Genomic DNA, 20,934 nt, shown 5'->3' with positions numbered 1-20,934 from the left:
GATACTTTCGACCAACCGATAGCGCCCCGTCACCAATATCCCTGGAACACCGCCGCTATTCGCATTCCCCGGCAATCCGCTGCACCCCCTCCACGACGCCGCGACCGCCTCCAGTGAAACACAACGGTCACACTTCGCGCCGTACCAGGATAGTGCGGCGAAATTTTGTGGTACCTCTTTCAGTGCTGCGAATTCAGGCGCAGCCAGGGGGACACAAGGGGGGCGAACATGAGTTCTCGTCGTACGGCCGTGGTCGTGGGGCCGCTGGTCGCGGCATCATTCTCGGCGGTGCTGATCCTGTCCGGCACAGCCGGGGCGGAGGACGGAGGGCCCGCGAGCAGCAAGGGGGGAAAGGCAGTTGACGCGGCACCGGCGGGCGTGAAGCTCACCACGACGCTGCCTGAGAAGATCTCGGTCGACAACGGTTCGAAAAAGACGGCCATTACCGCCACCGTGAAGAACGAGGGGAGCAAGGACAGCGGGAAGATCAGGCTGTTGGTCGTCGGATTCGACGGGCTTGTGGTCAAGAACGTCGAGGGCTGTTCCGCGATACCCGAGAACGGCCTTCCGGAGGGTTCGAACAGCGGTTTCGCCTGCGCCCTCGACAATCTCGCGGCCGGTAAGTCGAAGTCGTACGCCGTCGACGCGACGTACGACCTGAGCAAGGCCGGAAAGATCTGTCTGCCCGTCCAGACCGCCGACGGCAAGAAGACGTTCTGGCAGCAGGGCCCGGTGCCGTTCGGCACGAACAACCCCTCGCCGGACGCCCCGGCCACGCCCCTGCTGCTCGGCACCGACAACAAGCCGGTGTCGCCGGGCGGCAAGGAGTCCCCGGGTGACAAGGAGTCCCCCGGCGGCAAGGAGCTGGCGGAGACCGGCTCGGCGCGTGAGGTGCTGCCGCTGGGCGCGGCCGGTGCGGCGCTCCTCGCGGCGGGCGCGGCCGGAATGTGGTGGTCCCGGCAGCGGGTGCCGGGGCGTCAGGAGAGCTGAACCGGCCGCGACGGCGGCGGAAGTTCGGTGCCATGACACACGAGAGGCTCGCCGGGTTGTGGGAAACCCGGCGAGCCTCTCGTGCGCGACCGATACGTCGGCCGCGACCGTCGCGTGTCAGCCCTTGTCGGCGAACTTCCAGGCCGTCGGCAGCGCCCCCATCGCCAGCGCCGCCTTCAGCGCGTCGCCGATCAGGAACGGCGTGAGGCCGGCCGCGATCGCGGCACTGGCGGACATGCCGGTGGAGAGGGCCAGGTAGGGCACGCCGATGGCGTAGATGATCGCCTCACCCACCAGCATCGTGCCCGCCATGCGCAGCATCGAGCGGTCGGCACCGCGGCGGGCCAGGGCGCCCACGACGGTGGCGGCGAGGATCATGCCGAGGATGTAGCCGAAGGAGGGGGCGATGCCCGAGGTGCCCTGCGCGAACCACGGCACACCGGCGATGCCCGCCACGGCGTAGAGCGCGAGCGCGAAGAGGCCCCGGCCGGCGCCGAGGGAGGTGCCGACGAGCAGCGCGGCGAAGGTCTGGCCCGTCACCGGCACCGGGGAGCCCGGCACGGGCACCGAGATCTGTGCGGCGAGGCCGGTGAGCGCGGCGCCGCCGAGCACGAGGGCCACGTCCCGGACACGAGAGGCGGGAAGCAGGTCGGCGAGGACCTGCCCGGTGCGAACGGGGACGGCTGCGGCGGTGCTCATGGGGACTCCGCGAGGGTGAGGGTCGGTCGGGACACGGTGACGCTATCCCAGCGCCCTCGCCCTGATCACCGTCAGCGATCGACAAAGGCGCGAACGTACGGTTGGTTGGCTCCTGACAAAGGGTGAGCGTTACACCGAGGTCGACGTGATACCGGTCACGCTGGCAGCGAGGTTTCGATCACGGACTCGGCGGTGAAGCGGACTGTAGGGTTTCGCCAAATGCCCGCCAGGGCTGTTCCCGACGGCTTCCGCGACGGGTGTCCACCCTCCGTTCCCGGGGCCTCACGGCGCGCGTTCCAGGTGTCCGCATGCTGGACACCCCTCCCTCCCGGGCTCGGGGACCGCACAGACTGGCGGCGTTTTTGCCCTCTTACGCCTCTCACGCATTGGACGAGCCGCGCCCATGCCCAGCACCACCACCGGGACGCCGCCCAGCACGGACGACGCCTCCCTCACCCATGGCCTGAAGCAGCGCCACCTGTCGATGATCGCCCTCGGCGGGGTGATCGGCGCCGGTCTGTTCGTCGGCTCCGGTGCGGGTATCGCCGCGGCCGGTCCGTCGATCGTGGTCGCCTACGCCCTCTCCGGTCTCCTCGTGATGCTGGTGATGCGGATGCTCGGCGAGATGTCGGCCGCGTATCCCTCGTCGGGCTCGTTCTCGGCGCACGCGGAGCGGGCGTTCGGCCCCTGGGCCGGGTTCACCGTCGGGTGGGCGTTCTGGGTCCTCCTCTGTACGGCCGTCGGCCTGGAGGGCATCGGCGCCGCGAAGATCGTCAGCGGCTGGCTGCCGGGCACCCCCGAGTGGGCGTGGGTGGCGCTGTTCATGGTCGTCTTCTGCGGCACGAACCTCGCGGCGGTGAAGAACTTCGGCGAGTTCGAGTTCTGGTTCGCGGCGCTGAAGGTCGGCGCGATCACCCTGTTCCTGGTGCTCGGCGTCCTGGCGATCGCCGGTGTCCTGCCCGGCACGGACTCGCCGGGCGCGAGCCACCTCACCGACTTCATGCCGAACGGCGGTGAGGGCCTGGTCATCGGCCTGCTCGCCTCGGTCTTCGCCTACGGCGGCCTGGAGACGGTCACCATCGCGGCGGCCGAGTCGGAGAACCCCGTCCAGGGCGTGGCGAGCGCGGTCCGTACGGCGATGTGGCGCATCGCGCTGTTCTACATCGGCTCGATGGCCGTCATCGTCACCCTGGTCCCCTGGGACTCCGAGGAGGTCGTCGAGAAGGGCCCGTACGTCGCCGCCCTGGACGAGCTGGGCATCCCCGGCGCCGGGCAGCTGATGAACGTCGTCGTGCTGGTGGCCCTGCTGTCCGCCATGAACGCCAACGTCTACGGCGCCTCCCGCATCGGCTACTCGCTGGTGCAGCGGGGCCAGGGCCCGAAGGTGCTGGGCCGGGTCTCGGGCGGAGTGCCGCGGATCGCCGTACTGGCCTCCTCCGTCTTCGGCTTCCTGTGCGTGCTGCTGAGCTACTGGCGGCCGAACGACGTCTTCGCCTGGCTGCTGAACATGATCGGCGCGGTCATCCTGGTCGTCTGGATCTTCATCGCCGTCTCGCAGCTGCGTCTGCGCCGCCGGCTGGAGCGCGAGGCGCCGGAGAAGCTGGCCGTACGGATGTGGGCCTTCCCGTGGCTGACGTGGGTCGCCCTGGCCGGTATGGCCACGGTCTTCGTCCTGATGGCGCGGGAAGCGGACACGCGGGTGCAGCTGTACTCGACGGGCGCGATGACACTGGTGCTGGCGGCCGTCGGGTACGGGTGGCAGAAGGCGCGCTCCCGGCAGTAACCCCGGCAGCAGGAATCCCCTGGTGAAGGCCCCCGCGACACAAGCGGGGGCCTTTCCTGTGCCCTGGGCACCCACCGTCGCCATCCTGCTGCTAGCGTGCAGTTGCAAGCGCATTGCAATAAGAGGTCCGGAGGGTTCCCCACCATGCCCGTCTACACGCTGCCCGAGCTCCCCTACGACTACTCCGCGCTCGCCCCCGTGATCAGCCCCGAGATCATCGAGCTGCATCACGACAAGCACCACGCGGCCTATGTGAAGGGTGCGAACGACACGCTGGAGCAGCTCGCCGAGGCGCGGGACAAGGAGACGTGGGGGGCGATCAACGGGCTGGAGAAGAATCTGGCCTTCCATCTGTCCGGGCACATCCTGCACAGCATCTACTGGCAGAACATGACCGGCCCGAAGGACGGTGGCGGGGAGCCGCTGGCCGCGGACGGTGTGGGGGACCTGGCGGACGCGATCATCGAGTCCTTCGGTTCCTACGCGGGCTTCAAGGCGCAGCTCACCAAGGCCTCCGCGACCACGCAGGGCTCGGGCTGGGGTGTGCTGGCCTATGAGCCGCTGAGCGGGCGGCTGATCGTGGAGCAGGTCTACGACCACCAGGGCAATGTCGGCCAGGGCGCCACCCCGATCCTCGTGTTCGACGCCTGGGAGCACGCCTTCTATCTGCAGTACAAGAACCAGAAGGTCGACTTCATCGAGGCGATGTGGCAGGTCGTCAACTGGCAGGACGTGGCCCGGCGTTACGAGGCCGCCAAGTCCCGCGCGGATGTGCTGCTGCTGGCCCCCTGAGGCCGTATGAAGCGTCCTGCCTCGTGATCGTCTTCTCACCCTTCACCTGGCAGGCGGATTGAAGGAAGCCCCCGCGAGGACATGACTCGCGGGGGTTTTCCCGTGCCGGGGGGGCGGGTCAGGGCTTGCGGCCGAGACCGCCGTGCTGGCCGATCGCCTCCGTGGACGCGCCCGGCTCGGGGTGCCACAGCGGTACCGAGACCACACCCGGTTCCACCAGTTCCAGGCCCTCGAAGAAGGCCTCGATCCGCTCGACGGGCCGCAGGAAGTAGGGGACGGCGCCGGTCTCGTTGTAGGCGTCCTGGGCCCGCTCGTAGGCCGGGTCGGTGCCGCGGGAGCCCTCGTTGAGGGAGAGGAAGCTGCCGGAGGGCAGACCGGCCAGGAGGCGGCGGACGAGGTCGCGGGCCTCGTCGTAGTCGGACACGTGGCCCAGGATGCCGCTGAGGATCAGGGCGGTGGGGCGGGTGAGGTCGAGGGTCTTCCCGGCCGCCTCGATGATGCGCTCCGGCTCGTAGAGGCTGATGGGCTCGTACGCCGTCGCGCCCTCCGGTGTGGAGGTGAGCAGGGCGCGGGCGTGCGCGAGGACCAGGGGGTCGTTGTCGACGTAGACGACACGCGACTCGGGGGCCAGGCGCTGGGCCACCTCATGGGTGTTGTCGACGGTGGGCAGGCCGGTGCCGACGTCGAGGAACTGTCGTACGCCCGCCTCCTGGACGAGGTGGCGGATGGTGCGGCCGAGGAAGGCGCGGCTGCCGCGGGCGATGGTGACGATGCCCGGGAACACGGCGGTGTAGGCGTCACCGGCCGCCTCGTCCACCGGGTAGTTGTCCTTGCCGCCCAGCCAGTAGTTCCAGATCCGGGCCGAGTGCGGCACCGAGGTGTCGATCTGCGTCATGGGCCCATGGTGCTACGGCACTTCGGTCTCGCAGGGCACATTGAGTGAGAGGAGTGCGGCGGAACCGTCGGAGTTCATGCGCAGTTCGCTGAGCCCGGCGTTCCGCAGCCGCGGGAGCACTCTGCGGTACTCGCGGGGCGGGATGGACAGCAGTGTGCACAGCACCAGCCGCAGCAGGGTGTTGTGGGCGACGACCAGGACGCGGCCGCCGGGGTGGGCGGTGGCGATGCCCCGCAGGGCGCGGATTCCCCGGGCCGCCGCCGCCAGCGGATCCTCGGCGCCGGGGAAGGAGTGGGCGACCGGGTCGGCGCGGTAGGCCGCGGCCCACTCCGGGTCCTCCGACTCGAACTCGGCGAGCGTCCGCCCCTCGACCACGCCGAAGTCGCATTCCCGCAGGCCCGGTTCGACCTCCGCGGCGAGGCCCAGGGCGCGGCAGGCGGGCTCGGCGGTGGCGCGGGCCCGGGACAGCGGGGACGTCCAGATCGCGTCGACGGGGTGGGCGGCGGCCCACCGGCCGAGGGCCTCGGCCTGGGCGCGGCCGGTGTCGGTGAGGTCAATGTCGCTGACCCCGGCGTACCGGTTCTCGGCGTGCCAGACGGTCTGCCCGTGCCGGGCCAGGAGAAGGGTGGTGGGGGTCATGGCTTTCCGTGGTCCGAGTGCGGGCGGGTACGGGCGGTGTGCGCGACGTCGGCGGGCAGCCAGCCGCGTTCCTCCAGTGCGTCGACGAGGCGAGCGTACGGCTCCGCGAAGCGGGCCGTGTGCTCGGCGCGGGGTTCGAGCACCGTTCGGACGCGGACCATGCGCTCGGCGACATCGGCGAGCGCTCCGGCTCCCGACACCCCGTACGCGGCCAGCGCCGCCATGCCCAGGGCGGGTTCCGTCTGTTCCGGGACGCGAGCCGGGCGGCCGAGGATGTCGGCGCGGAGCTGGTTCCAGTAGGGGCTGCGGGCGCCGCCGCCGGTGAAGGTGAGCGGGCCGTCGAGGGGGGCGCCGAGGTGGTGGAGGTAGTCCAGGCAGAGGCGTTCGGCGAAGCCCACGCCCTGGAGCAGGGCGGCCCACCGCTCGGCGTCGTCGGCGGGGTCGCCGAGGAGGAACCCGGTGGCCTCGGGTGCCCGGAAGGGGAACCGCTCCCCCGGCGACACCAGCGGGTAGGCGATCGCACGGGCCGGTTCGAAGGCCGCCGCCCGCTCGTCCATGGCCGACGGGTCGGCGTCCGGGAAGTGCGCCGCGAGGGCCCCGGCGCCCACGCTCGACGCCCCGCCGGGCAGCCAGGTGCCGTCGGGTGCGCGGTGGTTGTAGACCACGCCGGTGGGGTCCCGGACCGGGTCCCGGGCGGCTCCCTTGAGCACGAGCGTGGTGCCGAGCACCGAGTTCCAGGCGCCGGGCCGCAGCGCGCCCGAGGCGATCTGGGCCGCGCAGCCGTCGGTCATGCCGGCGAGCACCGGGGTGCCGGCGGGGATGCCGGTGGCGTCGGCGGCCTGCGCGCTGACCTCGCCGAGACGGGTGCCCGGGCGTACGACGTCGGGCAACAGACGCTCTGGGATGCCCAGTTGGGCCAGGGCGGTCTCCGGCCAGGCCTCGCGGTGGAGGTCGTAGCCCGTCTTGAGGGCGTGGCTGGAGTCGGCCGGGGGCGGTTCGCCGGTGAGGCGGGAGACGATCAGGTCGGGCTGGTGGGCGAGGCGCAGGCCGGGGCCGTACTCCCCCAGCAGCCACAGCGCCTTCGGCAGCGCCCAGGTGTCCTGCACCGCGAGCCCCGCCTCCCGGGCCCGGGCCGCCTCCGCCGCCGCGCGTCCGTCGTCGTACATCAGCGCGGGGCTCACCGAGCGGCCCGAGCCGTCCGTGAGCAGGACCGTGCCGGAGGTGCCGCACACCGCGAGTCCGCCGATCGGCACACCGGGCGCCCGGGCGAGCGCCGCCCGGGACGCCGTGCACAGCGCCTCCCACCAGCGCACGGGGTCCTGCTCGTGCCGCACCCCCTCGCGGCGCCCGGTCAGCGGGGCCGAGCCGCTGCCGAGGACCGTGCCGTCGGCCGTGACCAGCAGCACGCGGACGCTCTGCGTGCCCAGGTCGATCCCCAGCCAGGCCTCGTGCTCGTGCGTCATACGGCCTCCCGCACATATGAATCCGTGAACTTCACACTCTGCCCTGAGATTTTCCCGTGCGCGAGGGATTGACGCCCAACTTCAGCCGTTCCACCCTCGGTTAACGAGTCGACTCGACGTGTTAACCAGGCTCCACGTGGAGGTACGGATGGACACGCACGTGCACGACCGCCGGCGCTTCCTCGCCCTCGCCGCCGGTGCTGCCGCGGCCCCGCTGCTCACGGCCTGCGGCTCCGGATTCGGCGGGAACGACAGCAAGAGCGACGGGTCAGCGGCGGACGACATCACCGGTTCCTTCGACTGGAAGCGGGAGAAGGGCACCACCGTCAAGGCGCTGCTCAACAAGCACCCGTACACGGACGCCCTGATAGCCGACCTGAAGTCGTTCACCGAGAAGACCGGCATCAAGGTCGAGTACGACGTCTTCCCCGAGGACAACTACTTCGACAAGCTCACCGTGGACCTGTCCAGCGGGCGCGCCTCCTACGACGTGTTCATGCTCGGCGCGTACATGGTGTGGCAGTACGGGCCGCCGAACTGGCTGGAGGATCTCGGGCCCTGGATGCGCAACTCCGCGGCGACCGGCTCCGAATGGGACCAGGGGGACTTCTTCCCCAACCTGCTCCAGGCCGACCAGTGGTCGCTGAAGGCGGGCGCGCCGCTCGGCCGGGGCGGGCAGTACGCGCTGCCGTGGGGCTGGGAGACGAACGTCGTCGCCTACAACACCGAGGTGTTCACGAAGCTCGGGGTGAAGCCGGCCGAGTCGTTCGACGAGCTGACCGAACTCGCCGAGACCATCAAGCGGAAGGCGCCGGGCGCCGGTTTCGACGGGATGTACGGGATCGCCGTACGCGGCTCCAGGAGCTGGGCCACCATCCACCCCGGCTTCATGACGATGTACGCCCGCAACGGGCTGAAGGACTTCACCGTCGACGGCGGGAAGCTCACGCCCGCCATGAACAGCCCCGAGGCCGTCGCCTTCACCGAGGACTGGGCGCGGATGGTCAAGCGGGGCGGCCCGCCGTCCTGGACGTCGTACACCTGGTACCAGTGCTCCAGCGACCTGGGCGCGAAGAAGGCCGGGATGCTGTTCGACGCCGACACGGCCGCCTACTTCCAGGCCGTGAAGGGCGCGAGCCCCGCCTCCGGGAAGATCGCCTTCCATCCGGGGCCGAAGGGTCCGGACGGGTCGCTGGCCACCAACATGTGGATCTGGTCGCTCGGCATGAACGCCAAGAGCAAGAAGAAGAGCGCCAGTTGGCTGTTCCTGCAGTGGGCGACCGGCAAGGAGCATCTGCGCAAGAGCGCGATCACGCACAACCACATCGACCCGGTGCGCAAGTCGGTCGCCGACGACGCCGCGTACAAGGACAAGATGCGTCATCTGCCGGGCTTCCTGGAGACCTTCGAGACGGTCGTCGACCAGACGAAGATCCAGTTCACCCCGCAGGCGCAGTTCTTCGACGCGACGACGAGCTGGGCGGCGGCCCTCCAGGAGATCTACGGCGGCCAGGGCGCGAAGTCCGTCCTGGACGGGCTGGCGGACGACCTCGCCGACAAGGTGGGGTAAGGGGTCCTTTCACTATGCCCGCCCGGGTCACGCGGCCTGGCACCGCACCTCGCCGCGTTGCCGAAACGCCCACGTGGCTCCGCCACGAGGACGCTCCGGCGCCTTGCGATGCACGGCACCAGACCACGCGCCCTGATCGGACGCTCATAGTAAAAGGACCCCTACGCATGCGCCTGGCCCTGCGCCCGTACTTCCTGATCGTCCCGGCCCTGCTGCTGACCTGCGGGATCCTCTATCCCTTCGGGCTCGGGCTGTACTACACGCTGTTCGACTTCTCGGCGAGCAAGCCGCAGCCGGACATGGTGCGGTTCGAGAACTACTCGACCGTCTTCACGCAGGAGGCGTTCTGGAACTCGGCGTGGGTGACGGTGCTGTACGCGGTCGGGGCGGCCTTCGTCGAGACCGTGCTCGGGGTGGCCGTCGCCCTGCTGCTGCACCGCTCGACGCTGCTGGGCCGGGTCCTGGAGAAGATCCTGATCCTGCCGCTGATGATCGCCCCGGTGATCGCGGCGATCATCTGGAAGCTGATGCTCCAGCCGTCGGTCGGGGTGGTCAACTACCTGCTGCGGCCCTTCGGTCTCGGCGGGGTGCAGTGGACCGACACCCCGACGGGCGCGCTGCTGTCGTCGATCGCCGTGGACGTGTGGGTGTACACCCCGTTCGTGGCGATCCTCGCCCTCGCCGGTCTGCGGTCGCTGCCCACCTCCCCGTTCGAGGCGGCGGCCGTGGACGGCGCGGGGTGGTGGTACACCTTCCGGCGGCTGACGCTGCCGATGCTGTGGCCGTATGTGCTGGTCGCGGTGATCTTCCGGTTCATGGACTCGCTGAAGGTGTTCGACATCATCTACGCCCTGACGGAGGGCGGGCCGGGTGACTCGACGGTGGTGCTCCAGATCCGGGCGTATCTCGAAGCGATCCGCTTCCAGCGGTACTCCTTCGGGATCAGCTACACGATCGTGCTGTGGGCCGTGGTGTATCTGGCCGCGATGGTGCTGGTGAAGCATCTCGGGAAGATCCAGCGGAAGGCCGCGGAGGTCACCTCATGAGGAAACGCCTGGTGGGGTGGGTGTGCGACACCGCCCTGATCCTCTACTTCGTCTTCGCGCTGTTCCCCATCGCCTGGATGGTGATCCTGTCGCTGAAGCCGACCGACCAGCTCTTCTCCACCTACTTCTCCTTCTCCCCCACCCTCGACGGCTACCGGACGGTCCTCGGCGACAGCGAGGGCATTCCGTTCGTGCGGTTCTTCGTCAACAGCCTGGTGGTGTCGGTGGGGGCGGTCGCGCTGTCGCTCGTCGTCGGTCTGCCGGCGGCGTACGCCTCGGCGCGGTGGCGGTTCAAGGGCTCCGAGAACCTAATGTTCACGCTGCTGTCGTTCCGCTTCGCACCCGAACTGACCGTGATCATCCCGCTGTTCGTGCTGTACCAGAAGCTCGGCCTGTTCGACACGTACGTCGGCATGGTGTGGGTGCTGCAACTGGTGACGCTGCCGCTGATCGTGTGGATCATGCGGTCCTACTTCGCCGATCTGACACCGGAGTTGGAGCAGGCGGCCCTGCTGGACGGCTACACCCGCAAGCAGGCGTTCTTCCGTGTCGCCCTGCCGCTGGTCAAGCCGGGTATCGCGGCGGTGTCGCTGCTGGCCTTCATCTTCGCCTGGAACAACTTCGTCTTCCCGCTGATCCTCACCTCCAACGAGGCCCAGACGGTGACCGTGGGCGCGCTGTCCTTCCTCGGCGGGGACCGGCCCAAGTACAACCTGACGGCCGCAGCGGCACTCGTCTCCGTCGTACCGCCGCTGCTGCTGGCGCTGACGATCCAGCGGTATCTGGTGCGGGGCCTGTCGTTCGGGGCGGTGAAATCATGATCACGCTGAGCGGGATACGGAAGGCGTACGGCAAGACCGTCGCGCTCGACGCACTCGAACTGGACGTCAGGGAGGGCGAGTTCTTCTGCTTGTTGGGACCTTCCGGGGCCGGCAAGACGACGACCCTCAAGACCATCGCCGGGCTCGAACCGCCCGACTCCGGCACGGTCGTGCTCGACGGCAAGGACATGCGGGGCGTGGAGCCCTACGACCGGGGCGTGGCCATGTGCTTCGAGAGCTACGCGCTCTACCCGCACCGCTCGGCCTACGACAACCTGGCCTCGCCCCTGCGCTCCCCCCGGCACCGGCTGCCCGCCGCCGAGGCCCGGCAGCGGATCGGCGCGGTCGCCGAACTGCTCGGCATCTCCGGGCTGCTGGACCGTCCGGTGGGCCAGTTGTCCAACGGCCAGCGGCAGCGGGTCGCTCTCGGGCGGGTGCTGGTCCGCCCGGCCCGGGCCTTTCTCCTCGACGAGCCGCTGTCCCACCTGGACGCGAAACTCCGCCAGCAGATGCGGGCCGAGCTGAAGGCGATCGGGGCCGTGCAGCACACGACCACGCTGTACGTCACCCACGACTCCGTCGAGGCGCTGGCGCTCGGCGACCGGATCGGGGTCATCCGGGACGGGCGGATCGTGCAGACGGGCACCCGGGAGGAGATCTGGTACCAGCCGTACGACACGGAGGTCGCGCGGGCCTTCGGGCGGCCCCGGATCAATCTGCTGCCCGGGGTGGTCACGGAGAGCGGGGTGCGGGCCGAGGGCGGGGTCGAGCTGCCGGTCCGGGCCCAGGCCTCGCCCGGCACGGACGTCCTCGTCGGTCTGCGGCCCCGGGACATCGCCCTGCGCGGCGACGGTCATGAACTCACCGGGACCGTGTACGTCACCGAGGTGCTCGGGCGGTCCGTCGAGGTCACCGTCCGGCTCGGGACCGGGGAGCAGCGGGTGTCGCTGGTGGCGCCCCGGGTGGACGCGGCACGCCTTCGGGCGGACGAACCGGTACGGCTCGCGGTCCGGCCTGAGAACCTGCTGCTGTTCGAGGCCGACCGGCCGGAGCGCCCGGGACGACGGATAGAGACACGATCATGAGCAGCAGCAGTGGTGGACAGCAGGGGCCCGCGGCGCGGCAGGCCGCCATGGCCGAGCAGGTGCTGGCCGACGGCTCGGCGACGGCGGCGGAGCTGGCCGAGCGGTTCGGGGTGAGCCTGATGACCATCCACCGCGACCTCGACGAACTCGAACGGCAGGGCATCGTCCGCAAGTCCCGGGGCGGGGTGACCGCGCAGCCGTCGGGGGTCTTCGAGTCGAACGTGCAGTACCGGCTGAAGACCATGCGGGCCGAGAAGGCCGCCGTCGCCGAGCACGCGCTGCGCATGGTGGAGCCCGGCATGGCGATCCTGCTGGACGACTCCACGTCCACCCTGGAGATAGCCAGGCGGCTGCGCACGGGCGAGGTCACACCGCTGACGGTCGTCACCAACTTCCTGGAGGCCATCAACCTCCTCTCCGACCAGCGGGGCATCCACCTGATGGCGCTCGGCGGCGACTACGACCCGCTGCACTCCTCCTTCCTCGGGGTGTCCTGCGTGGAGGCGGTCGAGCAACTGCGCGTGGACGTGTGCTTCGCGTCGACGTCGGCCGTGCACGGGGGTTACGCCTACCACCAGGAGCAGCACATCGTGTCCGTGAAGCGGGCGATGCTCGACGCGGCGGCACGGAACGTCCTGCTGATCGACCACACCAAGCTCGGCCGGGTCGCCCTGCACCGGGTCGTCCCGCTCTCCCGCTTCGACACGCTCCTGGTGGACGACGGGGCATCGGCGGAGGCACTGCGGGATCTGGACGAGCACAAGGTCCGTTACGAGGTTTGCGCGACGAAGGGCGGCCATGACGGGAACGGGACTGGAGCTTCGTGAGCTGCGTAAGACGTACCGGTCGCGGGGGCGGCCTTCGGTGGATGCCGTTCGCGGGATCGATCTGAGCCTGCGGTCCGGGGAGTTGCTCGGGCTGCTCGGGCCCTCCGGGTGCGGCAAGTCGACGACCCTGCGGATGATCGCCGGTCTCGAGTCGGTCACCGGCGGGGACATCCTGGTCGGCGGGGACTCGGTGGTCGAACGGCCCGCTCAGCAGCGGAACATCGGGGTCGCGTTCGAGAACTACGCGCTGTATCCGCCGCTGTCGGTGGCGGAGAACCTGGCGTTCGGGCTGAAGGCGCGCAAGAAGGCCGCCCGGGGATCCCGGGGTGACGTCGACCGCAAGGTGAAGGAGATCGCCGAGAGAGTCGGGCTGACCGACCTCCTCGATGCCCGACCGGCCGGGCTCTCCAGCGGCCAGAAGCAGCGCGTGTCGCTCGCCCGGGCCCTGATCCGCGAGCCGGACGTGCTGCTCCTCGACGAGCCGCTGTCCCATCTGGACGCGGCCCAGCGCGACACCACCCGCCGTGAACTCAAGCGCATTCAGAAGGACTTGGGCCACACCACGATCCTGGTCACCCACGACCAGGAGGAGGCCCTCTCGCTCGCCGACCGGATCGCCGTGATGAAGGACGGTGTGATCCAGCAGCTCGGCACCCCGTACGAGATCTACGACAGCCCGGCCAATCTGTTCGTCGCGGACTTCGTCGGCGAGCCCGCGATCACCCTGCTGCCCGGCATCGCCACCGGCGACGGGCACGCCCGGCTCTCCGGCTCGGTGCGGATCGCGCTGCCCGAGACCGTTTCCGTGGAGGCAGGCCGGGAGGTCGTCGTCGGGATCCGCCCCGAGGACGTCTCACTCACCGCCGAAGGCGGCCTGCCCGCCCGGGTCGTCGCGCACGAACCGCTGCTGGAGTCGGGCCTGGCGACCCTCTCCCTCGACGGTGTGGAACGGCATCTGGTCGTCCTCACCGACCCCGAGGTACGGCTCGCCCACGACGAGCAGGTCCGGGTCGCCGCCGATCCCGACCACACCCATGTCTTCGACGCCGAGACAGGAGCCTCACTGCGATGACCTCCGAAGAGAACGTGCGTGTCGTGGCCGCCGGCGACCACTTCGTCCTGCCGTCGCTGATCACCCGGGCGGTGGAACACGAGGTGGAGCGGGCGCGGATCAGGGAGCTGCGACTCGGCTGGCCGCTGGAGCCGTTCGGGCCGGTCGCCGAGGTGCAGGAGGCCAGTGACGCCGAGGACGAGCTGATCGAGGCGCTGGCCGGGGCGGAGGTCCTGGTCACGCAGATGGGGCCGGTCACCGAGCGGGTGCTCGCCGCCTGCCCGGATCTGAAGCTGGTCGTGGTGTGCCGGGGCGGGCCGGTCAACGTCAACCTGGACGCGGCCAAGAACCGGGACGTGCGGGTGTGCTTCGCGCCGGGCCGCAACGCCGCCGCCACCGCCGAGTTCACCGTCGCCCTGATGCTGTCGGCCCTGCGCCGCATCCCCCAGGCCCATGACCCGCTGGCCCGGCAGGGCAGTTGGGAGGGCGCGACCTACTACACGTACGAGCGGAGCGGTCTGGAGCTGGAGGACCTGCCCGTCGGGCTGGTCGGATACGGGGCCGTCGGCAGCCGGGTGGCGCGGGTGCTGTGCGCGTTCGGGGCGCGGGTGATGGTGTACGACCCGTATGTGCACGGGGAGATCCACGGGCTGCGTGTGAACTCCCTGGGCGGCCTGCTGCGCGACTCCCAGGTGATCACCCTGCACGCCCGGCTCACCCCCGAGACCCGGGGGCTGATCGGCGCCCGGGAGCTGGGGCTGCTGCCGCCCGGCGCGGTGGTGGTGAACGTGGCCCGGGGCCCGCTGCTGGACGAGGGCGCGCTGTGCGACGCGCTGGAGAGCGGGCGGCTGTCGGCGGCGGCGCTCGACACGTACGAGCGGGAGCCGCTGCCCGCGGAGTCCCGGCTGCTGGGGCTGGGTGACCGGGTCGTGCTGACCCCGCATCTGGGCGGGGCGTCGCGCGCGGTGGCGGAGAAGGCCGCGCGGATCGCCGCCGAAGAGGTGGGCCGCTGGGTGCGCGGGGAGCCGCTCGCGCACTGCCTGACCTGAGGACCGGGAGGAGAGCCGCATGTACGTCGGTATCGATGTGGGCACGTCCATGGTCAAGGCGGCGGCCTTCGACGCGGCGGGACGCCAACTGGCCGTGGAATCCCGGTCGGTGGCCCTCTCGCTGCACGGCGGGGTCGTCGAGCAGGACATGGAGGAGGTGTACGGGGCGGTCGTGGCTGTCCTCCGTGAGGTCACCGCACGTGTCCCGGAACCGGTCGAGCTGGCCGGGCTCACCGGGCAGGGCGACGGGGTGTGGCTGGTCGACGGCGAGGGGCGGCCCGTGCGGCCCGCGGCCTCCTGGATGGACGGCCGGGCGCACGAGCTGGTCGACCGGTGGCTGGCCGACGGCACCTTCGAGACGGTGTTCCGGCGGACGGGCAGCGCGATGTTCCCCGGGTGTCCGGGGCCGCTGCTGGCCTGGCTGGACGGCAACGAACCGAAGACGCTGGATGCCGCGAAGGCCGCCCTGTACTGCAAGGACATGGTGTTCCAGCGGCTGACGGGGGCCGGTCCGACGACGGATGTGTCGGACGCCTCGATGCCCTTCCTCGACCCGCGGACCCGGACGTACGACAACCGGGTGGTGGAGTTGCTGGGGCTGACCCACCGGCGCGGTCTGCTCGCCCCGGTGAGCGACCCGGTCGCGACGGCCGAGGCGCTCGGCGAGGGCCTGCCGTCCGGCACCCGGGTCGCGAACGGCCCCTACGATCTGCCGGCCTGCGCGCTGGGCGCCGGGGTGACGTCCCCGGGCGACGGGCTGCTGATCGTCGGCACCTGTCTGGCCAGCCTGGTCGCCACGACCGAGCTGGACCTGAGCGGCGAACCGGCGGGCCTGTACATCTCCACGGACCGGCCCGGTCACTGGCTGCGCGCCATGCCCGCGATGGTCGGCACGGCGGCACTGGACTGGGTGCTGTCGACGACGGGGGTGCGGCACGACGAGGTGGACGGCCTGCTGGCCGAGACCCCGCCGGGCGCGAACGGCGTCCGGGTGCTGCCGTACTTCGCGCCCTCCGGTGAACGCGCCCCCTTCGTGGAGCCGCGACTGCGCGCCGAACTCCTCGGTGTCTCCCTGGAGTCGACCCGGGGCGATCTGGTCCGCGCCACCTGCGAGGGCATCGGGTACGCGGCCCGGCACTGCCTGGAGGCGGCGGGCCTCACCGGAAATCTGGCCGTGTGCGGCGGCGGCACCCGCAGCCCCGCCTGGATGCGGCTGCTCGCCGACGTACTCGGCAGGCCGCTGCGGGTCGTCGAGGGCGAGGTGGGCGCGCGGGGCGCGGTCCTGGCGGCGGCCGAGCGGTACGGGGTGCCGCTGGAGGCGGCGGAGTGGACCCGGCCGACGGAGGTCGTCGAGCCGGATCCGGGGCGGGCCGCGTTCTACACGCGAGGTTACGAGGAGCACCTGGTCCGGCTGGCGCAGGCGCGGGCCCGGGCCCGTACGTGAACCACTCGACTCTGAAGGGGAGTTGCATGCAGCTCGGACGGAGATCCCTCCTGCTCGCGGCGACGGCGGGAACCGCCACGGCGGCCACGGCGGCCACGGCCGCACCGGCGGCGGCCGAACCGCGCAAGGGCCCGGTGGTCATCGGCCATCGCGGCGCGGCCGGCTGGCGCCCGGAGCACACGGCCGCCTCGTACGCGTACGCCGTGCAGACGGGCGCGGACTGGATCGAACCGGACCTGGTGCCGACGAAGGACCATGTGCTCGTCGTCCGGCACGAGAACGAGATCTCCCAGACGACCGATGTGGCCGGACACCCCGAGTTCGCGGACCGCCGTACGACGAAGACGGTCGACGGCCGGGCCGTGACGGGATGGTTCACGGAGGACTTCACCCTCGCCGAGCTGAAGACGCTGCGGGCGGTGGAGCGGCTGCCCCAGGTCCGCAACCGCAACACGGTCTTCGACGGTCGTGAGGAGGTGATGACCTTCCAGGAGGTCGTGGAGCTGGCGCGGCGGCTGTCGCGGAGCCACGGCCGGACGATCGCCGTCTTCCCGGAGACCAAGCATCCGACGTACTTCCGGTCCCTCGGGCTGCCGTTGGAGCCGAAGCTCGCGGCCGTGATCCGCCGCGAGCGGCTCGGCCGGCGCGAGTGCGTCGTGCAGTCCTTCGAGCCGACGAGCCTCCAGCGCATGACGGGGCTGGGTGTGCCGCTGTGGCAGGCGCTGGGGACGACGGGCGGGCCGTACGACCTGCCCGGGCGGACCTACAAGGAGATGATGACGCCGGCGGGCCTGGCGGAGATCGCGGAGTACGCGGACTGGATCGGGCCGGACAAGGCGTCGCTCGTCGGCACCTCTCTCCTCGCGGACGCCCATGCCGCGGGTCTGCGCGTGGGCCCGTACACCTTCCGCGCGGAGAACCAGTTCCTGCCGGCACAGTTCCGGCGCGGAAGCGGAGCGAACGATTTCGGGGACGCGTTCGCCGAGTACGCGCTGTACTACCGGTGGGGAGTCGACGCGGTCGTGACCGACTTCCCCGACCTGGCGGTGATGGCTAGGAGGGGCTGATGACGGTGAACCGGGCGTGCCGGACCTGCGGCACCATGCAGGAGTTCCGGAGGTTCAACCCCGCCGAGCGGGCGGCTGTCCTGGCGGAGAAGGGGCACGGGCACTTCGTGGACGACTACTGGCGCTGCACCGCTGTCGGCTGCCGGTGGTACCAGCGCTACCTCAACCGCGGCGAGGACGGCCTGCTCCCGGAGGAACTCCGGATCCAGGCCGCCCCCGTCGAGTGAGCCCTACAGGTTGGAGAAGTCAGGACCCTTGGTGCGGGTGCGCTTGATCTCGTAGAAGCCGGGGACCGAGGCCACCGCGAGGGTGCCGTCCCAGAGGCGGCCGGCCTCGTCGCCCTGCGGGGCGGGGGTGACGACCGGGCCGAAGAAGGCGATCTGCTCGCCGTCGGAGCCGGGCACGGCGATGACCGGGGTGCCGACCTCCTGGCCGACCTTCTCGATGCCCTCCTTGTGGGAGGCGCGCAGCTCGGCCTCGTAGGGCGTGGAGTCCCAGTGCTCGATGAGGGACGCGGGCAGGCCGACGTCCTCCAGGGCGGCGGCGACGATCTCCTTGCCGGGGCCCCCGCCCTGGTTGTGGATGCGGGTGCCGAGGGCGGTGTAGAAGTCGCCGAGGACCTCGGCGCCGTGCTCCTGCTGCGCGGCTATGACGACCCGGACGGGGCCCCACGCCTTGGTCTCCAGCAGCTCGCGGTACTCCTGGGGCAGGTCGTCGAGCTTGTCCTCGTTGAGGACGGCCAGGCTCATGACGTGCCAGCGCACCTCGATGTCCCTGACCTTCTCCACCTCCAGCACCCAGCGGGAGGTCATCCATGCCCAGGGGCACAGCGGGTCGAACCAGAAGTCGACGGGGGTCTTGTCCGACATGTCTCTCCTCAAGAGGAAACCGTTTCCTCCGGGAACGCCGGTGCTCGCTCCGGTCATTCCCGGTCCCTGCCGTCAGGGGCACATGGCAGGATCGGTGCTGTTCAGCAGTACCCCACGACACATGAGGAGTGCCGCCCGTGCCCGGTGAGAATCTGTCCCGCGACGAGGCCCGGGAGCGGGCCGCCCTGCTGAGCGTCGACGGGTACGAGGTGTCCCTCGACCTGCGGTCCGCGGTCGGCGAGGACGACGGCGCCGGGCCCCGCACCTTCCGCTCGGTGACGACGCTGCGCTTCCGCTGCAACGAGCCGGGGGCGAGCAGCTTCGCCGATCTGATCGCGCCGAGTGTGACGGCCGTCTCACTCAACGGCCGTGATCTGGACCCCGGTGAGGTCTTCGACGGCTCCCGGATCACGCTGGAGGACCTGGCTGCCGACAACGAGCTGGTCGTCGACGCCCAGTGCGCCTACTCTCGCACCGGTGAGGGCCTGCACCGCTTCGTCGACCCCGAGGACGGCGAGGTGTACCTGTACACGCAGTACGAGCCGGCCGACTCCCGCCGGGTCTTCGCGAACTTCGAGCAGCCCGACCTCAAGGCCCCCTTCCGCTTCGAGGTGCGGGCGCCGGAGGGCTGGACGGTGTGGAGCAATGGCGTCGGCGAACTCGCCGACGGCGTCTGGCGGTTCGCGGAGACCAAGCCGATCTCGACGTACATCACGTGTGTGGTGGCGGGCCCGTACCACTACGTGACGGACTCCTACTCCCGTACGTATCCGGACGGCACGACGCTGGAGATCCCCCTCGGCGCGCTGTGCCGCAAGGGCCTCGCGCCCCACTTCGACTCCGACGACGTCTTCCTGGTCACCAAGCAGGGCCTGGACTTCTTCCACGACCACTTCGACTACCCGTACCCGTTCGGGAAGTACGACCAGGCGTTCGTGCCCGAGTACAACCTGGGCGCGATGGAGAACCCGGGCCTGGTGACGTTCCGGGAGGAGTTCATCTTCCGCGGGAGGGTGACGCAGGCGTCCTACGAGGGCCGGGCCAACGTCATCCTGCACGAGATGGCGCACATGTGGTTCGGCGACCTGGTCACCATGGAGTGGTGGGACGACCTGTGGCTGAAGGAGTCCTTCGCGGACTTCATGGGCGCGTTCTCGCTCGTCGGCGCGACCCGCTTCGCGGGCGGCTGGATCACCTTCGCCAACCGCCGCAAGGCCTGGGCCTACCGCGCCGACCAGCTGCCCTCCACGCACCCGGTCACGGCGGACATCCGCGATCTGCAGGACGCCAAGCTGAACTTCGACGGCATCACGTACGCCAAGGGCGCGTCGGTGCTGAAGCAGCTCGTGGCGTACGTCGGGCAGGACGCGTTCCTGGAGGGCGCCCGGCGCTACTTCAAGCGGCACGCGTACGGCAACACGCGCCTGGGCGATCTGCTGTCGGTGCTGGAGGAGACCAGCGGCCGGGACATGAGCGCCTGGGCGCGGTCCTGGCTGCAGACGGCCGGGGTGAACTCGCTGACCCCGCAGGTGCTGCTCGGCCCGGACGGCCGCGTCGAGGAGCTGGCGGTGGTGCAGGAGGCCGCCGAGTCGCACCCGGAACTGCGCCCGCACCGGGTGGCGGTGGGCCTGTACCGGGTGACGGACGGCGGCACGCTGGAGCGGTACGCGCGCACCGAGACCGACGTCGACGGCGCCCGGACGGTGGTGGCGGACCTGGCCGGTGCCGAGGCCCCCGACCTGGTGCTGGTCAACGACGACGACCTCACCTACTGCAAGATCCGCTTCGATACGACCTCCCTGGCGACGCTGCGCGAGCACCTGGGGTCGGTGACCGATCCGCTGGCGCGCGCCCTGTGCTGGTCGGCGCTGTGGAACATGACCCGGGACGCGCTGCTCCCGGCGCGGGACTTCGTCGACCTGGTGCTGCGGTTCGCGGGGCGCGAGTCCGAGATCGGCGTGCTCCAGATGCTGCACGCGTGGGCCGAGTCGGCCCTCACGCACTACACGGCACCCGGACGGCGGGAGGCGGCCGGACGGCTGCTCGCCGAGGGCGCGCGGCGCGAGCTGTACGCGGCCGGGGCGGGCAGCGAGCACCAGCTCGCGTGGGCGCGGTTCTTCGCCCGGGTGGCCGCCGCCGACACCGACTTCGAGCTGCTGCGGGACCTGCTGACGGGCGCGGTGGCGGTCGAGGGCCTCGACCTGGACCAGGAGCTGCGCTGGGTGTTCCTGGAGCCGCTGGCCGCGCACGGGGTGGTGGACGAGAAGGTGCTGGCCGAGGAGCTGGCCCGGGACGACACCGCCTCCGGCAAGCGTCACCAGGTGCGCTGTCTGGCCGCCCGCCCGTCGGAGGCGGTCAAGGCGCAGGCGTGGGCGCAGGTCGTGGAGTCGGACGCGCTGTCCAACGCCATGGTCGAGGCGACCATCTCGGGCTTCGAGCAGGGCTCGCAGCGCGATCTGCTCGCCCCGTACGCGGCGAAGTACTTCGCGGCGATCGAGCGGGTGTGGGCCGAGCGGTCGATCCAGATCGGCATGCATGTGGTGTCGGGCCTGTTCCCGTCGCTCCAGCAGTCCCAGGAGACCCTCGACGCCACGGACGCCTGGCTGGACTCCCACCGGGAGGCGGCCCCGGCCCTGCGCCGGCTGGTTCTGGAGGCCCGGGACGATCTGGCGCGGGCTCTGCGGGGGCAGGCGTGCGACGCGACTGCCGGTTCGACAGGGCCCTGACACCTTTGGCCTGAGATTTCGGGTTCCGTCACCGTTACGGAATACAGGCAATCACAGCCGTAACCCTGGTCCGCACCCGAACGGACCAGGGGGTTTCGGCATCCGAACATCCGTCCTT

19 protein-coding genes are annotated in these 20,934 nt (G+C 70.8%); 14 read left to right on the top strand and 5 right to left on the bottom strand.

Features of this window, described 5'->3' with window-relative positions; translation table 11 throughout:
* Positions 1-228: 228 nt before the first annotated feature.
* Positions 229-990, top strand: coding sequence for a hypothetical protein (locus NNW99_RS25195; RefSeq protein ID WP_215121397.1), 762 nt, complete (start codon positions 229-231; stop codon positions 988-990).
* 117 nt (positions 991-1,107) lie between these two features.
* Here NNW99_RS25195 and NNW99_RS25190 read toward each other — a convergent pair whose 3' ends face one another.
* Positions 1,108-1,689: a biotin transporter BioY gene (locus NNW99_RS25190; RefSeq protein WP_215121396.1), complete on the bottom strand. Its 582-nt coding sequence runs from the start codon at positions 1,687-1,689 to the stop codon at positions 1,108-1,110.
* 403 nt (positions 1,690-2,092) lie between these two features.
* On the opposite strand from NNW99_RS25190, the gene NNW99_RS25185 reads away from it, so the two are divergent.
* Both NNW99_RS25185 and NNW99_RS25180 read left to right on the top strand, forming a co-directional pair.
* Positions 2,093-3,472 (top strand): amino acid permease, encoded by a 1,380-nt coding sequence (locus NNW99_RS25185; RefSeq protein ID WP_215121395.1) that lies wholly within the window; start codon positions 2,093-2,095, stop codon positions 3,470-3,472.
* Between the two features lie 144 nt (positions 3,473-3,616).
* Positions 3,617-4,264 (top strand): superoxide dismutase, encoded by a 648-nt coding sequence (locus NNW99_RS25180; protein WP_215121394.1) that lies wholly within the window; start codon positions 3,617-3,619, stop codon positions 4,262-4,264.
* 118 nt (positions 4,265-4,382) lie between these two features.
* Here the strand turns inward: NNW99_RS25180 and NNW99_RS25175 are convergent, their stop codons facing one another.
* The 3 genes from NNW99_RS25175 to NNW99_RS25165 are packed head-to-tail and all read right to left on the bottom strand — an operon-like array spanning position 4,383 to position 7,261.
* Complete coding sequence (locus NNW99_RS25175; protein ID WP_215121393.1) at positions 4,383-5,159, bottom strand: SAM-dependent methyltransferase; 777 nt, start codon at positions 5,157-5,159, stop codon at positions 4,383-4,385.
* A 12-nt stretch (positions 5,160-5,171) separates the two neighbouring features.
* Complete coding sequence (locus NNW99_RS25170) at positions 5,172-5,798, bottom strand: histidine phosphatase family protein (protein ID WP_215121392.1); 627 nt, start codon at positions 5,796-5,798, stop codon at positions 5,172-5,174.
* Positions 5,795-7,261: an FGGY-family carbohydrate kinase gene (locus tag NNW99_RS25165; RefSeq protein ID WP_215121391.1), complete on the bottom strand. Its 1,467-nt coding sequence runs from the start codon at positions 7,259-7,261 to the stop codon at positions 5,795-5,797. The genes NNW99_RS25170 and NNW99_RS25165 overlap by 4 nt, the downstream gene beginning before the upstream one ends.
* A 148-nt stretch (positions 7,262-7,409) precedes the next feature.
* On the opposite strand from NNW99_RS25165, the gene NNW99_RS25160 reads away from it, so the two are divergent.
* The 10 genes from NNW99_RS25160 (at position 7,410) to NNW99_RS25115 (ending at position 17,448) form a co-directional block, all read left to right on the top strand.
* Positions 7,410-8,831: a sugar ABC transporter substrate-binding protein gene (locus NNW99_RS25160; protein WP_215121390.1), complete on the top strand. Its 1,422-nt coding sequence runs from the start codon at positions 7,410-7,412 to the stop codon at positions 8,829-8,831.
* 167 nt (positions 8,832-8,998) lie between these two features.
* Positions 8,999-9,877 carry a carbohydrate ABC transporter permease gene (locus NNW99_RS25155; protein WP_215121389.1) on the top strand — a complete coding sequence of 293 codons (879 nt, stop codon included), beginning with the start codon at positions 8,999-9,001 and terminating at the stop codon, positions 9,875-9,877.
* On the top strand, positions 9,874-10,698 hold the full coding sequence (locus tag NNW99_RS25150; protein WP_251057927.1) for a carbohydrate ABC transporter permease: 825 nt from the start codon (positions 9,874-9,876) through the stop codon (positions 10,696-10,698). Before NNW99_RS25155 ends, NNW99_RS25150 begins: the two co-directional genes overlap by 4 nt.
* Positions 10,695-11,783: an ABC transporter ATP-binding protein gene (locus tag NNW99_RS25145; protein WP_215121387.1), complete on the top strand. Its 1,089-nt coding sequence runs from the start codon at positions 10,695-10,697 to the stop codon at positions 11,781-11,783. Before NNW99_RS25150 ends, NNW99_RS25145 begins: the two co-directional genes overlap by 4 nt.
* Positions 11,780-12,610, top strand: a complete 831-nt coding sequence (locus tag NNW99_RS25140) for a DeoR/GlpR family DNA-binding transcription regulator (RefSeq protein ID WP_215121386.1) — start codon at positions 11,780-11,782, stop codon at positions 12,608-12,610. Before NNW99_RS25145 ends, NNW99_RS25140 begins: the two co-directional genes overlap by 4 nt.
* Positions 12,582-13,682: an ABC transporter ATP-binding protein gene (locus NNW99_RS25135; RefSeq protein WP_215121385.1), complete on the top strand. Its 1,101-nt coding sequence runs from the start codon at positions 12,582-12,584 to the stop codon at positions 13,680-13,682. The genes NNW99_RS25140 and NNW99_RS25135 overlap by 29 nt, the downstream gene beginning before the upstream one ends.
* Complete coding sequence (locus tag NNW99_RS25130; protein WP_215121384.1) at positions 13,679-14,710, top strand: 2-hydroxyacid dehydrogenase; 1,032 nt, start codon at positions 13,679-13,681, stop codon at positions 14,708-14,710. The genes NNW99_RS25135 and NNW99_RS25130 overlap by 4 nt, the downstream gene beginning before the upstream one ends.
* Before the next feature lie 19 nt (positions 14,711-14,729).
* Entirely contained in the window at positions 14,730-16,154 is a 1,425-nt protein-coding gene (locus NNW99_RS25125; protein WP_215121383.1) for an FGGY-family carbohydrate kinase, read from the top strand.
* Between the two features lie 26 nt (positions 16,155-16,180).
* Positions 16,181-17,221, top strand: a complete 1,041-nt coding sequence (locus NNW99_RS25120) for a glycerophosphodiester phosphodiesterase family protein (RefSeq protein WP_215121382.1) — start codon at positions 16,181-16,183, stop codon at positions 17,219-17,221.
* Positions 17,221-17,448, top strand: a complete 228-nt coding sequence (locus NNW99_RS25115) for a hypothetical protein (RefSeq protein ID WP_215121381.1) — start codon at positions 17,221-17,223, stop codon at positions 17,446-17,448. The genes NNW99_RS25120 and NNW99_RS25115 overlap by 1 nt, the downstream gene beginning before the upstream one ends.
* A gap of 3 nt (positions 17,449-17,451) precedes the next feature.
* On the opposite strand, the gene NNW99_RS25110 is transcribed toward NNW99_RS25115, so the two are convergent.
* Positions 17,452-18,090: a DsbA family protein gene (locus NNW99_RS25110; RefSeq protein ID WP_215121380.1), complete on the bottom strand. Its 639-nt coding sequence runs from the start codon at positions 18,088-18,090 to the stop codon at positions 17,452-17,454.
* A 137-nt stretch (positions 18,091-18,227) separates the two neighbouring features.
* Between NNW99_RS25110 and pepN the strand changes: the two genes are divergently transcribed.
* The gene (gene pepN, locus NNW99_RS25105; protein ID WP_215121379.1) at positions 18,228-20,816 is read left to right on the top strand and encodes an aminopeptidase N; all 2,589 of its coding nucleotides are present in this window, start codon (positions 18,228-18,230) and stop codon (positions 20,814-20,816) included.
* Positions 20,817-20,934 lie beyond the last annotated feature (118 nt).

It is taken from the genome of Streptomyces sp. CRCS-T-1 (assembly GCF_024442335.1).
Lineage (GTDB): Bacteria > Actinomycetota > Actinomycetes > Streptomycetales > Streptomycetaceae > Streptomyces > Streptomyces koelreuteriae.
This window is presented reverse-complemented; position numbering and strand designations above follow the sequence as displayed.

What these genes read in the sequence shown, in the direction of transcription:
- NNW99_RS25115 (WP_215121381.1), top strand. Translation starts at nt 17,221, where the DNA reads ATGACGGTGAACCGGGCGTGCCGGACCTGCGGCACCATGCAGGAGTTC.
- NNW99_RS25160 (WP_215121390.1), top strand. Translation starts at nt 7,410, where the DNA reads ATGGACACGCACGTGCACGACCGCCGGCGCTTCCTCGCCCTCGCCGCC.
- NNW99_RS25140 (WP_215121386.1), top strand. Translation starts at nt 11,780, where the DNA reads ATGAGCAGCAGCAGTGGTGGACAGCAGGGGCCCGCGGCGCGGCAGGCC.
- NNW99_RS25190 (WP_215121396.1), bottom strand. Translation starts at nt 1,689, where the DNA reads ATGAGCACCGCCGCAGCCGTCCCCGTTCGCACCGGGCAGGTCCTCGCC.
- NNW99_RS25110 (WP_215121380.1), bottom strand. Translation starts at nt 18,090, where the DNA reads ATGTCGGACAAGACCCCCGTCGACTTCTGGTTCGACCCGCTGTGCCCC.
- NNW99_RS25120 (WP_215121382.1), top strand. Translation starts at nt 16,181, where the DNA reads ATGCAGCTCGGACGGAGATCCCTCCTGCTCGCGGCGACGGCGGGAACC.
- NNW99_RS25155 (WP_215121389.1), top strand. Translation starts at nt 8,999, where the DNA reads ATGCGCCTGGCCCTGCGCCCGTACTTCCTGATCGTCCCGGCCCTGCTG.
- NNW99_RS25170 (WP_215121392.1), bottom strand. Translation starts at nt 5,798, where the DNA reads ATGACCCCCACCACCCTTCTCCTGGCCCGGCACGGGCAGACCGTCTGG.
- NNW99_RS25175 (WP_215121393.1), bottom strand. Translation starts at nt 5,159, where the DNA reads ATGACGCAGATCGACACCTCGGTGCCGCACTCGGCCCGGATCTGGAAC.
- NNW99_RS25185 (WP_215121395.1), top strand. Translation starts at nt 2,093, where the DNA reads ATGCCCAGCACCACCACCGGGACGCCGCCCAGCACGGACGACGCCTCC.
- NNW99_RS25150 (WP_251057927.1), top strand. Translation starts at nt 9,874, where the DNA reads ATGAGGAAACGCCTGGTGGGGTGGGTGTGCGACACCGCCCTGATCCTC.
- NNW99_RS25180 (WP_215121394.1), top strand. Translation starts at nt 3,617, where the DNA reads ATGCCCGTCTACACGCTGCCCGAGCTCCCCTACGACTACTCCGCGCTC.
- NNW99_RS25195 (WP_215121397.1), top strand. Translation starts at nt 229, where the DNA reads ATGAGTTCTCGTCGTACGGCCGTGGTCGTGGGGCCGCTGGTCGCGGCA.
- NNW99_RS25145 (WP_215121387.1), top strand. Translation starts at nt 10,695, where the DNA reads ATGATCACGCTGAGCGGGATACGGAAGGCGTACGGCAAGACCGTCGCG.
- NNW99_RS25135 (WP_215121385.1), top strand. Translation starts at nt 12,582, where the DNA reads ATGACGGGAACGGGACTGGAGCTTCGTGAGCTGCGTAAGACGTACCGG.
- NNW99_RS25130 (WP_215121384.1), top strand. Translation starts at nt 13,679, where the DNA reads ATGACCTCCGAAGAGAACGTGCGTGTCGTGGCCGCCGGCGACCACTTC.
- NNW99_RS25125 (WP_215121383.1), top strand. Translation starts at nt 14,730, where the DNA reads ATGTACGTCGGTATCGATGTGGGCACGTCCATGGTCAAGGCGGCGGCC.
- NNW99_RS25165 (WP_215121391.1), bottom strand. Translation starts at nt 7,261, where the DNA reads ATGACGCACGAGCACGAGGCCTGGCTGGGGATCGACCTGGGCACGCAG.